We start from the raw sequence: 13,497 nt of genomic DNA on the forward strand, positions 1-13,497 counted from the left end.
CGCCCCTCGCGGTGCAACTGTGGGCACCGGGGGTGGAACCCATGGCGCAGACCCATGAGCGGATGTTCTACGAGGTCATGTGGCGCGGTTGGACGGGCAAGGGGCGGCTGCCCTATCCCGTGCCGTGGTGGGCGCAGCAGGCCTTCCGGCACTGGAGCGACGACTTCGACCGCGGGACGTACGAATCGAAGGAGGCCGCCCTGGCCTCCAACGCCCTGTACCGCTACTGGCACATGGTGGGCGTGAAGGACCACCGTCAGGAGTCACTGATCGGGCAGGCCGGTGAGATCGAGCCGGTCTACGACAAGTACTGCCTGTTCTTCTTCCTGTACGACCCGGCGACGGGCGCCCTGCACCTGCCGCAGCTGCCCGACGGCGGCACGGTGGCACAGCGCATGGAGGCCCCGCACCTGCCGGTCGTCCTGACGGACTTCCGTACGCCGGACGGTGTCGCGTTCGTGCAGCGCACCTTCGCGACGGCCGTGGGTGCGCGGCAGCGCGATCTCGTGGTCACCCGGGTGACGGTGGGCACCGCGACCGGGCAGCCGCGCGAGGGCTGGCTGTGCGCGGCGGTCATGCCCGCGGGGCCGAGCGGCTTCCAGCGGCACGACCGCAACGGACGCCAGATCACCGACCGGAGGCTGACGTTCCTTCGGCATCTGCCGCTGGAGAACCGGGTGGAGACGAACAGCGGCTGGGGCCCGGTGTTCGACACCGCACCCGAGCAGCACGGCGTGTACGGCAACCCCGACTTCAGCGAGGACCCGGACTCCTATCTGACCCGCAACCCGTTCCACGACCTGGTCACGGGCGGCAAGCTGAACGGCGCGGGGCAGGCGCAGGACCAGGTCGCGGGGTTGTGCAGCGCGGCCTTCGCCTGGCCGTTCCGGGTCATCGACGACGAGACGTTCGAGCTGGACGTACGGCTGCCCGTCGATCTGTACAGCGGGGCCGACGACCTGGCCGAGATCAGGGCCACGCCCGCCGCCGACCTGGAGGAGGCCAACCGGGCGTTCTGGACGTCGAAACTCATCGGCCAGGGACTGCAGCCCGAACTGCCGCGCCCGGTGGCCCACTTGACGGACCTGTTCCGCGAGTCGCGCTCGCAGCTGCTCATCCTCTCCGACCACGGGGAGATCCATCCGGGTCCGACGGTCTACGACTCGTTCTGGATCCGCGACTCGTCCGTCGAGGCCACGGCCTGCTCGCTGGTGGGCGACGCGGCGCTTGCCGAGCACCAGCTGGGCACGCACTACCCGCTGAAGTTCAACCGCGGCACGGGACGCGTCGGGCCGTGCGCGGAGTACGGGTTCTACGGCGGCCCGCACGAGCGGGACGACCGCGAGTGGGACAGCAACGGCCAGGCGCTCTGGGCGATCGGCCGCTTCGACCGCACGCAGGGCCGCGCCGCCGCGTTCGGCACGAAGCTCTACACGCCGTACGTCATCGACGGCGCCCGGTGGCTGCGGGACAACCGCGACCAGTACGGGCTGCTGCACAGCGGCTGGAGCGCCGAGCACCTGGGCGAGCGCGACAAACCGCACTACTGGGACGACCTGTGGGCGCTGGCCGGCCTGTACGAGGCGGCGCGTCTCGCGGAGCGCATCGGCTCGCCGGACGTGCCCGAGCTGTGGGCCGCCTTCGACGACGTGAAGCGCGCGACGGCGGCCTCGGTGCGCTGGGTCCTCGCGGAGCAGCGCAGGCGGGGGGCGTGGGAGACGTACATCCCGACCGGACCGGGCGACGTCGGGCGGCTCGACTCGACGATGATCGGCACCGCGGCGTTCTTCCATCCGCTGCGGCTGCACATGGGCAGCAAGCTGGGCACGGACATCGACGCGGCGGCGCGCTTCACCCTCGACACGATGTACGCCCACTTCGTGTCGGGCGGCTACCGGCACGAGGCGGCATGGAACGCCTACGGCCCGTACCTGACCACGCAGTTGGCGCACGCGTACCTGCTGGCGGGCGATGCGGCGCGGATGGACGAGCTGCTCGGCTGGATCGTCGGGGCCGCTTTCCCGCGGACCGAGGAGCGGGCGGTGGCGCTCGGCGCGTGGAACGAGCAGCACGCGTTCACCGTCGCGTCGGACTTCCGGGAGGTGCCGTCCCGGCCCTGGTACATGGGCGACATCCCGCACGGCTGGGCCGCCGCCGAGTACCTGCTCCTGATCCGCGACATCCTGCTCTTCGAGGCGGACGAGGACCACGATCCGCACGTGTACATCGCGCCGGGCGTACGGCCCCACTGGGTGCCGGACGGCGACACGGTGGCCGTCGAGTCCGCTCCGACGCTGTTCGGCGAGCCCTTCGGGTACCGGCTCACGCACGACGCGAGCAGGCGGACGGTGACGGTGGAGGTGACCGAGGCCCCGGAGCGGGTGCGGTACGTCTACCCCTGCCGGTTCGGCCCTGTGCGGTCGGTGACGGCCGACGGGCGGGAACTCTCCGTCTCCGGTGACGACGTCCACGTCCCCGCGGGGACCCGGCGGTTCGTCGTGACGTACGCCTGAGGACCCGTGGGCCCGGGGCGACCGGGCCCACGGGTCCGTGGATCAAGGCAGGATCATGCGCGGGGTTCGCGTCTGAGGGCGTACCGCTCCTTCTCGGAGAGGCCGCCCCAGACGCCGAACCGCTCGTCGTTGGTCAATGCGTACTCCAGGCAGGCCGTGCGCATCTCGCACATCTGGCAGATGTCCTTCGCCTCACGCACCGAGCTCCCGGGCTCGGGGAAGAAGAAGTCGGCTCCGGTCTGGGCGCACAGAGCCTGCTCCTGCCAGGCGAGTTCGGGCTCGGCTGTCATCTCGATCTGCATGCCACCGATGCTGCCGCACCGCGCGAAACAACCAATCAACGAACGATCAACGAAGGGCTGGTCGGCCGCCGGGCGCGCGTGCCCCGGTGAGGACTGCCCAGCGGCGCACCCGGCGAAACAGCCGAACCATACTGGCCCCGCCCATCTCGGTCGCTCCAGGGCCTGTCCGGTGGGCCTGTGCTACTCGGGGGGTGACGGCTGCAGCACGGCGAAGCGCGCTCCCGCCGGGTCCGTCAGCTTCGCGAAACGGCCCACGCCCTCCATCGAGAGGGGCTCCATCCGCACCTCGCCGCCGCCCTCCAGGGCCTTGGCGACCGCGCTGTCGCAGTCGTCCACCTGGAAGTACGGCAGCCAGTACGCCCCGTCTTCGCAGGAGTCGTCGGCCAGCGGCACCACACCGCCGAACATGTCGTCCGCCGTGCCGCCCGCGGGGTGCACCATCGTGTACGTCCCGCCGGGGAAGGTCGCCTCGGTGGTCTGCCAGCCGAACACCGAGTCGTAGAACCCGATGGCGGCGGAGACGTCCGGGGTGTACAGCTCGGTCCAGACCAGGCCGCCCGGTTCGTTCAGGACATCGAGGCCCTTCAGCTCTCCCTGCTGCCACACGGAGAACGGGACGCCCGCCGAGTCGGTGAGGCCCGCCATGCGGCCGAGGTCGAGGATGTCGACGGCCTCGAACAGCGTGCCACCACCGGCCTGCTCGACCGACTTCACCGTGGCGTCCACGTCCGGTGTCCGGAAATAGAGCGTCCAGGCCGGGGCCGCCTCGTCCCGCGAGATGGCCATCGCGCCCGCGGCGGTCCGGCCGGCGAGCTGATACTGGCTGTAGCCGCCCATTTCCGCGGCGCCCTGCTGGAGTTCCCAGCCGAACAGGTCGCGGTAGAACGCGCTGACGCCGCCGAGATCGGGGGCACACGAGTCCACCCAGACGGGGGCTCCTGTGAGGAAACGGTTATTGAGCATGATCGACTCCTTTGTCGCAACTCTCTTCCGTCATTCCTGAGTCTGGCACCCGCCACTGACAATCCGCCTCTCGTCGGCACACCTGCCGCGACGTCGTCATTTCGTGAAGGAAGAAGATTTCTGAGAGCGCTCTCAGTCACAACTCTTGACGCCGCAATCACCCGCCGAGACAGTGGTGCACCACCCCGAGGCGGGGGCCCCCACGTACCCCCACACCCCCACACCCCCACGCAACCGTCGCAGGAGACCTTCCGTGATATCGCGTCGAACGTTCCTGACCTCCACAGCCGGCGCAGCGGGCGCCCTCACCTACCCCCTCTGGGGAAGCGCGCTCAGCCCCGGCGCCCGGGCGGGCGGCAAGGCCGCACCCGCCACCTGCGAGCTGGCCCTGGCGAACAAGTCGCTCCCTGGCCAGGTGCGCGCCTACGTCACCGGACACGAGCAGGGCACCGGCCGCTGGGTGCTGCTCAAGCCGGACGGCGGCGTCTACCGGCCCGAGTCGCCGTCGGCGCCGCAGACCCCGCTGGCCGTCGACTGCGCCATCCCGCTCGGCGCCGCGGGATCGGCGCCGAAGGTGCTGACGTTGCCTCAGATGTACGGCGCCCGCGTCTACTTCGTACGCGACGACAGGCTGGACTTCTTCCTCAACCCCGGCCCGGCGTTGGTCGAGCCCGCGTTCGCGACCCGTGCGGACCCCAACTACGGCCGCACGTGGTCGTTCTGCGAGTTCACCTTCAACCCCCAGCAGCTCTACGCCAACATCAGTTACGTCGACCTCGTCACCGCGCTGCCCATCGGCCTGACCCTGGAGGGCGACGCCAGGCACACCGTCGCCCCGCTGCCCGACGGCGCCGTCGGCAGGATCGCGTCGGACCTGGCGGCACAGGCGGCGAAGGACGGGCAGCCGTGGGACAAGCTGGTCATCCGCGGCGACGGCGGGGGCGTGCTGCGGGTCATCTCGCCGCAGAACCTCATGGCGCCGTACTTCGACAGGCCGGACCAGATGCCGTTCCGCGACGTGTGGAACAGCTACATCGACAAGGTGTGGGACAAGTACCGCGGCACCGACCTGAAGATCGACCTCCAGGGCGGGCGCGGGGTGTTCACCGGGCGCGTCAGCGGTGACGTGCTGACCTTCAACGGCGGCCACTCCTTCACCAAGCCCACCTCGAAGGACATCTTCACCTGCAACCACGGCCCCTTCGCCAACAATCCGAACGACCCCGACGACAAGAAGGGCCTGCTCGCCCGGCTCGCGGCCGGCTTCAACCGCAGCATCATGCTCACCCACCCCGCGCAGCCGAACGGCGCGGGCTCGGCGGACTACTACCGTGACGCGGTCACCAACCACTGGTCACGCGTGGTGCACGCCAACTCCCCCATCGGGTACGCGTTTCCGTACGACGACGTGCGGCCTGACGGCCAGCCGGACGTGTCGGGGGCGGCGCACGACGGGAACCCGCGACGCTTCACCGTGAGCGTCGGCTCCTAGGGGTCTTGGGCTCCTGGGCTCCTGGGCTCCTGTCGCGCCGGTGCCGTTACGCCGACGCCCTGCGCACCAGGGACGTCGGCAGGACCACGCCGGCCGGTTCGCCGGCCGACGTGGTCGTGGGCTCCGGGTCTCCCCTGCCGCGCAGAAGCATCGCCGCCATCAACCGTCCCATTTCCTGGATCTCCTGACGGACCGTCGTCAGCGGAGGGTCGGTCTGCTCGGCCACCGGAAGCATGTCGTCGAACCCGACCACCGCCACGTCGTCCGGCACCCTTCTGCCCCGCTCGCGCAGCACACGGAGTGCGCCGGACGCCGTCAGGTCGTTGGCGGCGAAGACCGCGTCCAGATCCGGTACGCGGTCGAGGAGTTCCCGCATCGCGCGTTCCCCGCCTCCCGGGGTGAAGTCTCCCTCGGCGATCAGCCGCGGGTCCACGTCTCCCAGGACGTCACGGAACCCGTCGAGCCGGTCGACCGCGGAGGTCTGGTCGAGGGCCCCGGTGATGTGCGCGATGCGGTCGCGGCCGAGTCCGGCCAAGTGACGCACCGCCTCGCGGGCACCGCCCCGGTTGTCGCAGTCGACGTACGACGTGCTCGGCTCGCCCGGCTCCGCCTGCGGCCAGCCGGGCCGGCCGCCGAACACGGTTGGCAGCCCGGCCCGGCGGATGATGCCGGGCAACGGATCGTCCAGGTGCAGCGAGAAGACGAGGGCGCCGTCGACGTGGCCGCCCGTGAGATAGCGGCCGACCCGCTCGTGGTCGTCCCGCCCCTCGGTGAGCAGCAGCACGAGCTGGATGTCGTGCGCCGTCAACTCCTTGCTGATGCCCCGGAGTTGGAGCGCGAAGAAGGGGTCGGCGAAGACCCGTGTCTCCGGCTCGGCGATCACCACCGCGACCGCGTCGTGGCGGCGGGTGACCAGGCTGCGGGCGGCGCGGTTGGGGACGTAGCCCAGCTCGTCGACCGCGTGCCGCACCTTCTCGGCAAGCACCTCCCGCACCCCCGGGTCGCCGTTGACGACACGCGAGACGGTGGCCCTGGAGACCCCGGCGCGGGCGGCCACGGCCTCCAGGGTCGGGCGCGGTTCCTCGGTCACCTCGGTCACTCCTCCCTGACGACGTCAGGAGGCATCTTCCCTTATCCGCTGCCGCAGTTGATCCACTGATCCGCTGATCCGCCGCCACCGGCAGGTCAGGCCGTGTGCTGGTACGCCGGGTAGGTGATGTACCCGGCGTCGCCGCCCTGGTAGAAGGTGTTCTCCTCGACGGGCGCGAGGGGCAGCCCCGAGCGCAGCCGCTCGACCAGGTCGGGATTGGCGAGGAAGCCGCGGCCGAAGGCGATGAGGTCGGCGCCCAGGCCCAGCCAGTGGTCGGCCTCCGCCCGTCCGGTCTGCTTCGGGCCGCCGGGCACGGTCGGGTTGACGATGAGGGTGCCCGGCCAGGCCCTGCGCAGCTGGAGGAGGACGTCCTCGTCGGCGGTGCCTTCCAGGTGCACGTACGCGAGGTCCAGGCGGGCCAGCTCGGTGAGCAGAGCGGTGTTCAGCTCGGCGGCGTCGTCCTCCCTGACCCCCCAGATGCCGCCGCCGGGCGACAGCCGGACGCCGGTGCGGGAGGCGCCCACGGCCTCGGCGGTGGCGGCGGCCGACTCGACGGCGAACCGTATGCGGTTGGCGACGGAGCCGCCGTACCGGTCGTCGCGCAGGTTGGCGTTGGACGACAGGAACTGGGAGATCAGGTAGCCGTTGGCGCCGTGCAGCTCGACCCCGTCGAAGCCCGCGTCGACGGCGCGGCGGGCGGCGTCCGCGTACGACTGGACATGCTCCTGGACCTCGCCGGTCTCCAGGGCCCGCGGGACCGGCAGCGGCTGCGGGCCGCTCGGGGTGAACACGTCGCCCTCGCCGGGCACGGCCGACGGGCCGACCGGCTGGAGGCCCGTGGTCTCGTGGTGCGAGACGCGGCCACCGTGCATGATCTGGGCGAAGACGCGCCCACCGTTGGTGTGGACGGCGTCGGTCACCTGCCGCCAGGAATCCGTCTGTTCGTCGGTGTGCAGGCCGGGCGTGCCCGGATTGGACTGCCCGACGCGGCTGGGCTGGACGCCCTCCGTGACGATCAGGCCGGCCGTGGCGCGCTGCGCGTAGTAGGTGGCCATCGAGGGCGTCGCCAGACCGCCGGCGGCGGCTCGGACGCGGCTCATGGGAGCCATGACGGTCCGGTTGGGCAGAGCTAGTCCGCCGAGGCGGTAACCGCTGAACAGGGACGGCATGTCGTTCTCCTCAGGTACGTGCAGCTGTGTGCGGCCACGTGCAACTGCGTGCGCGCTCCGGCTTCCGAAGCACACGAGTACGCTAAAACCTGACGCCCGCGTCAGGTGCAAGCGGAGAAGACCGCGGATTCGTGTGGTGCCCGCCACAGGAACTCACACTCGGACAACCACGGGAGACAGCCATGCGGATCGGGGAACTCGCGGCACTCGCCGGAGTGAGTGTGCGGTCGTTGCGCTACTACGAGCAGCAGGGGCTGCTCAGCAGCGTCCGCACGCCGGGCGGACAGCGGCAGTACACAGAGCGGGACGCGGAGCGCGTCCACTTCATCCAGGGCCTGTACGCGGCGGGCCTCTCGAGTCGCACCATCGCCGAACTCATGCCGTGCGCCGACTCCCCGAGCGAGCACAACTCCGATGCCGCGCTGGAGCGGATGGCCCGCGAACGCGAGCGGATCACGGCGCAGATCGACGATCTCCAGCGGGCCCGGGACACGCTCGACACCATGGTGACCGTGGCCCGAGCCCACCGCGAGACCCTCCGGGACGGGGCCCCGGCCACTGAGGAGTCCGGGCAGCCCCGATAGTCCGGGGGTCCCGGGCGGTCACGCGGTCTTGGGGCCGCAGCGCATTCCGATGTAGACGCAGCCCGTGCCGTCCCGGAGCGTGGAGAAGACCACGGGCATGTAGTCCTCGCTGAAGGCCGCGCCCACCCCCGTACCGGCGAAGACCGTGTCCGTCACCGGCACGAGGTCGATCTCCAAGGGCTCGGAGAAGTCCTTCATGCCGTCGACGAATTCGTACACCGCGTGAGCCGCGCCGTCCCGCTCGGTCACGGTGATGACCACGCCCTCGCGCCGGTACGTGCCGACGAGCGGCGCGAGGTCGACCGCGGGCGGCTCGGCCGGCGGGGCGAACGGCTCGGGCATCGTCACCTCGGCCAGCTCGGCGAGCAGTTCCCTGAAGAGGGCCGCGTACAGCTCACGCGCGCCGCCACCGTTGGTGAGCAGCGCGACCCCGACACCCGCCGACGGCACCACGCGCAGATAGCCGTACTGCCCGATGGAGGCGCCGTCGTGGCCGTAGCCCTGGACGCCGTCCCAGTCGTAGAGGGTCCAGCCCAGCCCCCAGCCGTCCGCACTGACCGTCCACTTGTCCGGGGAGTCGACCACGCGCCGCCGCATCAGCGCGACGGTCTCCTCGGAGAGGATGCGCGTGCCGTCCTGCGCGACCCCGCCTTCGAGGTGCATTCGCGCCAGCCGGACGACGTCCCCGGCCGTGGCGATGACCCTGCCGTACGGGCCCGCCGAGCGCGGCATCAGGTCCCAGGACGGCGCCGGGTCCGGGTCCTGGCCCGCCTCCCCCAGGTGCCCCATCGCCGCACGGAAGCGCAGCGCCTCCTCGGGCAGCGTCATCGTGTGCGTGACGCCGAGCGGGGTGAGGAGCAGATCCCTCAGCGCCTCGTCCCAGACCTTGCCGGTCACGACTTCGACGATCCGTCCGAGCACGTTGTAGCCGACACTGCTGTAGGAGAGCGCGGTGCCGGGCGGACAGTCGAGTGCCACGTCCTTCGCGGCCTCCACGTACTTGGCGAGGCAGTCGTCGCCGCGTCCGGTGTCATAGGTGAAGTCACAGGTGAGACCGCTGGTGTGGCTGAGCAGGCGGCGTACGGTGATCTCCTTGGCCGCGTCGGGGCCGGCGACCGAGAACTCCGGGAGCACGTCCACGACCGGTGCGTCCAGGTCCAGTTCGCCTGATTCGGCGAGCCGCATGATCAGGGTGGCCGTGTAGATCTTGGCGATCGATCCCATCTGGAAGACCGAGTCGGTCGTCGCCTCTACGCCCGTGCCGCGGTGCAGCACGCCACTGGCGAGCTCGTGGACGGTTCCGCCGACGAGGATCGCCAGCGAGGCGGCCGGGACGTGGTGCTCGGCGCGCAACGCGTCGAGGCGGGCCTGCCAGTGGGCGAGGTCCAGCTTCCGCCCCGCCGAACTCCGGCTCCCCCACGCACCGTTGGCTTCCCAGCCGCCCTGCTCGTCCCAGCTGACGGCGTTGTTCGTGCTCTGCACGGCGTTGCTCGACATGTTGGCCCCCACTCGTTGCGTACTGCGTTCCTCGTTGCGAACACTGTACGCACAACAGAACGGCGTACGCAATGGCGTACGCCGTGCGCTATGGTCGGCGAGAACATGCCGGACACACAGAGACGAGGGGCACATGCCAGCCGACAGGAAGCCGACCGCATCGGTGTGGACCCGTCCGCGGCCCCGCCAGCGGGAGCAGCTGACCCGGGAGCACATCGTGGCCGCGGCGATCGAACTCCTGGACGCGGAGGGCGTCGAGGCCCTCAGCATGCGCAAGCTCGGCACCCGCCTGGACGCCGCCGCCACCTCCCTCTACCGACACGTGGCCAACAAGGACGAGCTGATCCAGCTGGTCGTGGACGACGTCTTCGGCGAGCTTCAGGTCCACCCCGCCGCCGACCGCACCCGGTGGCGCGCCGCAGTCACCCGTACCGCCACCGAGCTGCGGGCGATGGCGTTGCGCCACCCCTGGATCGCCCCCGAGCTGGGCCAGGTCGGACTCGTCCACATCGGACCGAACGCCATGCGGACGGCGGCGGGGCTGCTCGCGCAGTTCGAGGCCGCCGGCTTCCCCGCGGAGGAGCAGGACCGGGCGGTGGGGACGCTGACGGCGTACGTCGTCGGGATCGCGGCTTCCGAGGCCGCGTACCTCTCACTGGTCGCCCGCAGCGGCAGCACCGAGCAGGAGTGGGTGGCCGGCCTGCGCCCCGCCTTCGACGATGCCACGCGGCAGCACCCGGGGCTGCGGAAGGGCAGCTCCGCCCGGCAGGACGTGCACCCGCAGCAGATCCGCGACGACGACTTCGCCTACGGGCTCGACCGGGTCCTCGACGGCCTGACGGCCCGGCTCGCCACCTGAGCGACGCCCCCCCCGGATCGGGGTTTCAACAGCAGTTCGAGCCTTGTGGTGGGACGATCGGTGTGCTTCTCCGCTGGGGGCTCCCATGCGCGTAGGTGTGATCAGGCTCGAGCTGTACGCGGTGATCCCCGAGGCCCGCGTCCCCGCCTGCCCGGCGACGGAGCCGCCCGCGGACGACCCCCGCCGGCCGAGGGCAGTCGGCACCTCGTCATGGACGCCCCTGTCCCACAGCGTCCTGGGAGACCTGCTCCCCCTCCACGACATCCACGCGCAGAAGCCCCCGCCCGACCGCGCCCGGTCCGACCCCCTCTCCGACGGGTCCGAGTGACCGGATCACTCGCGCCGAGCCCCTCCGCATACCCTGCCCCCATGTTCAAGAAGCGGAGAGAGCGCAAGCAGGCGGAGCTGCACGAGGAGCTGGCCGGGGCGCTGCGGGATCCGGACGTGGCGGTACGGGCCAAGGCGGCGTGTGACGCGGCGGAGGCGGCCGAGCCGGAGTGGGCGCTCCGGGAGCTGGCGGCGGCCGTGGCCCGGGAGCCTTGGGCGGACGACTTCCACGAGACCGTGGTGGACGGCTTCGCTGCCGTGCTGCGGCGCGACACCGCGGTGCGTGAGCGGACGGAGCGGATCTTCGCGGGGCACCTGGACGACCCGGAGGGTTTCCTGCGGGAGTGGACCGAGTTCATGGCGGAGCTCGGCGGCCCCCCGGCGCCGCGGGACTTCGGCGAGGACCTGTGCGACGACATGCGGCAGCGCCTCACGTATCTGCGCGGCGAGGGCTGGACCGACGAGGGGATCGACCGGTTCGGACGGCCGGGCACCTTCACGCGCGATCTGGCGTTCGACCTCGCGGTCCTTCTGGCGACGCTCGTCGTACGCAGGAACGAGCCGCTGTCCGCCGAGGAGGCCGAGCCGCTGCGGGGCCGGACGCGGGCCCTGCTCGCGGAAGCGCTCCCTCTCGCGCCGGGCGCCAAGGAGCGCCGCCAGGTCCTGGCCGAGATCGCGGAGCTTCCCGCGGAGGAGTCCTGGACGGAGCGCGCCCAGATCGGGCTGGTGGTCGACGAGGCCCTCGCTCTGTGCGGCGACGACGATCCGGACCGCAGGACGCTCGGCATCGAGACCCTCTCCGACCTCCTCCTGTTCAACGGCGTGCTCCGGTACAGCTCGGTGCTCGCTGTCCTTGACCGGCTGGCCGCGGGCGGGCCCGACGCCCACGTCCTGAGCGAGGTACTGCGCTGCTACGACTGGCTCCACATGCACAAACCCCTGGACGAGCCCCCGCTCGCGCTGTTCCTCGAAGGGCTGCGGCACCCCGACACCGAGGTGCGCAAGACCGCCGCCGAGGGCCTCGACCCGATGGCCGAGGGCTCCCCGGTGGAGGGGGAGGCCGTGCGCGGGCTGATCGGCCTGCTGGACGACGACCCGGAAACCGCCGTACGCGTGTCCGCCGCGCGGACGCTGGCCGGCCTGGACTGCGCGGCGGAATCCGACGCCCGGGCCGCCACCGACGCCCTGGAGCGCCACGCCGGCTCACCGGTCCCGGACATCCGCGCGCTCAGCCTCCGCCACGCCCTGTCGCGGAACGTTCCTGACGCGTACGACCGGCTGCTCCACGAGCTCGAATCCCCCGACGCGCACTGGGGGTTCGTCTCGGCCTGCAAGATCGCTTCGCTCAGCGGCGGGTTCAGCCCGCCGGACGACGTGCGTCCCCGCCTCGTCGCCGCCCTGGAGCGTCTGGAGGCGTCGGGCTGGACCGACCGCTGTGCGGACCCGGAGAGTTACCCGGACCCAGACGACCTCGCCGAGATGCTCTCCGAGCTGCTGGAACGGCTGCGCGCCGGACGCTGACCACGCTAACCGTGGCTGTGCCCCCCGGAGGACTTGGAGGATCCGGACTTCCCGGAGGACTTGGAGGACGACCCGGAGGACCCGGAGGACCCGGAGGACCCGGAGGACCCGGCCGCATGGTGCGGCTCATAGTCCGGAATCGTCCCGTCCGCCTTCTTCACCAGGAACAGCCCCGCCATCCCCATGTCCGAGTGGCTCTGCACATGGCAGTGGTACATCCAGGCCCCGGCCCCCACGCCCTCGCCCGCGACGACCTGGAAACCGAAGGAGTCGCCCGGCCCCGTGATCTTGTCGTCAAGGATCCGGCTCGGGTCGTCGGGGCCGGTCAGCAGGCCCGTGCGGTTGTCCGCCCAGGTGTGACCGTGCACGTGGAACGTGTGGTAGTACTCGCCGTGGGTGATCGAGACGAACTCGACCCGGTCGCCCACCGTGGCCTCGAAGGTGGGGCTGTCGTGGCCCGACTTGTTGTTGATCGTCATGTCGTTGAAGACGACGGTGAAGGTCTTGTCCGGCAGCAGGTCGCCCTTGCGCCGCACGATCAGCGGTCCGTAGAGCCCCTTCCGGACGCCGCCCGTGCCGTGATCGGTGCCGACGACATGGTCGTGGTAGTGCCAGTAGCCCGCGGTGCCGGGGCGCCACGTGCCGTCCTTGCGGCGACCAGGGGCGTGCGTGCGCCAGGTGTAGGTGCGCTTGCCGCCCGGCTCGACGTGACTCCTGGTGTGCTTGGTGCCGTCGCTGGAGATCTCGTGGTCCATGCCGTGGACGTGCAGGCTGACGGCCACGTCCATCGTGTTCTCGAACTCGATGTGCAGGGTGTCGCCCTCGTTCAGCTCGATGAGCGGCCCGGGTATGGAGGCCTTGCCCTTCTCCAGGCCGTACCCCATCTGCCCGTCCGGGAGCTTCTCCGCGTACATCTTGATGCGCCTGACCTCGCCGCCCGCGGGCGCGGTCCTCGGCGCCTCGGCCGTGCTCGCCCCGGGCGCGGCCGCGACCGACAACGATGTCACCCCCGCCGCCGCTGCCGCGCCGCCCACCAGCATCCGCCGGTTGAAGCTCCGCCTGTCCAGATTCCGTCGGTTCGGTCATGAGGAACTCCCCACTGCGGTAAGGAGGCTGACGGGGCACAGGAGGCCCCGGGGACGGCCACACGGTATCGGCCGGATCTTTGTTTATCCACACA

At 71.2% G+C, this 13,497-nt stretch carries 12 protein-coding genes; 6 read left to right on the forward strand and 6 right to left on the reverse strand.

Annotated elements, in window-relative coordinates:
• The first annotated feature begins 41 nt into the window (after nucleotides 1–41).
• On the forward strand, nucleotides 42–2,513 hold the full coding sequence (locus AB0N81_RS14080; protein ID WP_365358056.1) for a hypothetical protein: 2,472 nt from the start codon (nucleotides 42–44) through the stop codon (nucleotides 2,511–2,513).
• A gap of 53 nt (nucleotides 2,514–2,566) precedes the next feature.
• Here AB0N81_RS14080 and AB0N81_RS14085 read toward each other — a convergent pair whose 3' ends face one another.
• Nucleotides 2,567–2,815: a WhiB family transcriptional regulator gene (locus AB0N81_RS14085; protein WP_365358057.1), complete on the reverse strand. Its 249-nt coding sequence runs from the start codon at nucleotides 2,813–2,815 to the stop codon at nucleotides 2,567–2,569.
• Between the two features lie 180 nt (nucleotides 2,816–2,995).
• Complete coding sequence (locus tag AB0N81_RS14090) at nucleotides 2,996–3,778, reverse strand: VOC family protein (RefSeq protein ID WP_365358058.1); 783 nt, start codon at nucleotides 3,776–3,778, stop codon at nucleotides 2,996–2,998.
• Nucleotides 3,779–4,031: 253 nt separating this feature from the next.
• On the opposite strand from AB0N81_RS14090, the gene AB0N81_RS14095 reads away from it, so the two are divergent.
• Nucleotides 4,032–5,270: a glycoside hydrolase family 64 protein gene (locus tag AB0N81_RS14095; protein ID WP_365358059.1), complete on the forward strand. Its 1,239-nt coding sequence runs from the start codon at nucleotides 4,032–4,034 to the stop codon at nucleotides 5,268–5,270.
• A 46-nt stretch (nucleotides 5,271–5,316) separates the two neighbouring features.
• On the opposite strand, the gene AB0N81_RS14100 is transcribed toward AB0N81_RS14095, so the two are convergent.
• Together AB0N81_RS14100 and AB0N81_RS14105 are read right to left on the reverse strand one after the other, a co-directional pair.
• Nucleotides 5,317–6,360, reverse strand: a complete 1,044-nt coding sequence (locus tag AB0N81_RS14100) for a LacI family DNA-binding transcriptional regulator (protein ID WP_365358061.1) — start codon at nucleotides 6,358–6,360, stop codon at nucleotides 5,317–5,319.
• 95 nt (nucleotides 6,361–6,455) lie between these two features.
• A complete protein-coding gene (locus AB0N81_RS14105; RefSeq protein WP_365358062.1) occupies nucleotides 6,456–7,529 on the reverse strand; it encodes an alkene reductase in 1,074 nt (357 codons plus the stop codon).
• Between the two features lie 182 nt (nucleotides 7,530–7,711).
• Here AB0N81_RS14105 and AB0N81_RS14110 point away from each other — a divergent pair, with 182 nt between their 5' ends.
• On the forward strand, nucleotides 7,712–8,113 hold the full coding sequence (locus tag AB0N81_RS14110) for a MerR family transcriptional regulator (protein WP_365358063.1): 402 nt from the start codon (nucleotides 7,712–7,714) through the stop codon (nucleotides 8,111–8,113).
• Between the two features lie 18 nt (nucleotides 8,114–8,131).
• On the opposite strand, the gene AB0N81_RS14115 is transcribed toward AB0N81_RS14110, so the two are convergent.
• Entirely contained in the window at nucleotides 8,132–9,610 is a 1,479-nt protein-coding gene (locus AB0N81_RS14115; protein WP_365358064.1) for a serine hydrolase domain-containing protein, read from the reverse strand.
• A 133-nt stretch (nucleotides 9,611–9,743) separates the two neighbouring features.
• Here AB0N81_RS14115 and AB0N81_RS14120 point away from each other — a divergent pair, with 133 nt between their 5' ends.
• From AB0N81_RS14120 to AB0N81_RS14130, 3 genes are all read left to right on the forward strand, one after another.
• Nucleotides 9,744–10,469 (forward strand): TetR/AcrR family transcriptional regulator C-terminal domain-containing protein, encoded by a 726-nt coding sequence (locus AB0N81_RS14120; protein ID WP_365358065.1) that lies wholly within the window; start codon nucleotides 9,744–9,746, stop codon nucleotides 10,467–10,469.
• 85 nt (nucleotides 10,470–10,554) lie between these two features.
• A complete protein-coding gene (locus tag AB0N81_RS14125; protein ID WP_365358066.1) occupies nucleotides 10,555–10,797 on the forward strand; it encodes a hypothetical protein in 243 nt (80 codons plus the stop codon).
• 41 nt (nucleotides 10,798–10,838) lie between these two features.
• Nucleotides 10,839–12,317, forward strand: a complete 1,479-nt coding sequence (locus AB0N81_RS14130; RefSeq protein WP_365358067.1) for a HEAT repeat domain-containing protein — start codon at nucleotides 10,839–10,841, stop codon at nucleotides 12,315–12,317.
• A gap of 5 nt (nucleotides 12,318–12,322) precedes the next feature.
• Here the strand turns inward: AB0N81_RS14130 and AB0N81_RS14135 are convergent, their stop codons facing one another.
• Nucleotides 12,323–13,384, reverse strand: coding sequence for a multicopper oxidase domain-containing protein (locus AB0N81_RS14135; RefSeq protein WP_365358107.1), 1,062 nt, complete (start codon nucleotides 13,382–13,384; stop codon nucleotides 12,323–12,325).
• Between the last annotated feature and the right edge of the window lie 113 nt (nucleotides 13,385–13,497).

Origin of the sequence: Streptomyces sp. NPDC093510 (assembly GCF_040683555.1) — a bacterium.
Classification (GTDB): domain Bacteria; phylum Actinomycetota; class Actinomycetes; order Streptomycetales; family Streptomycetaceae; genus Streptomyces.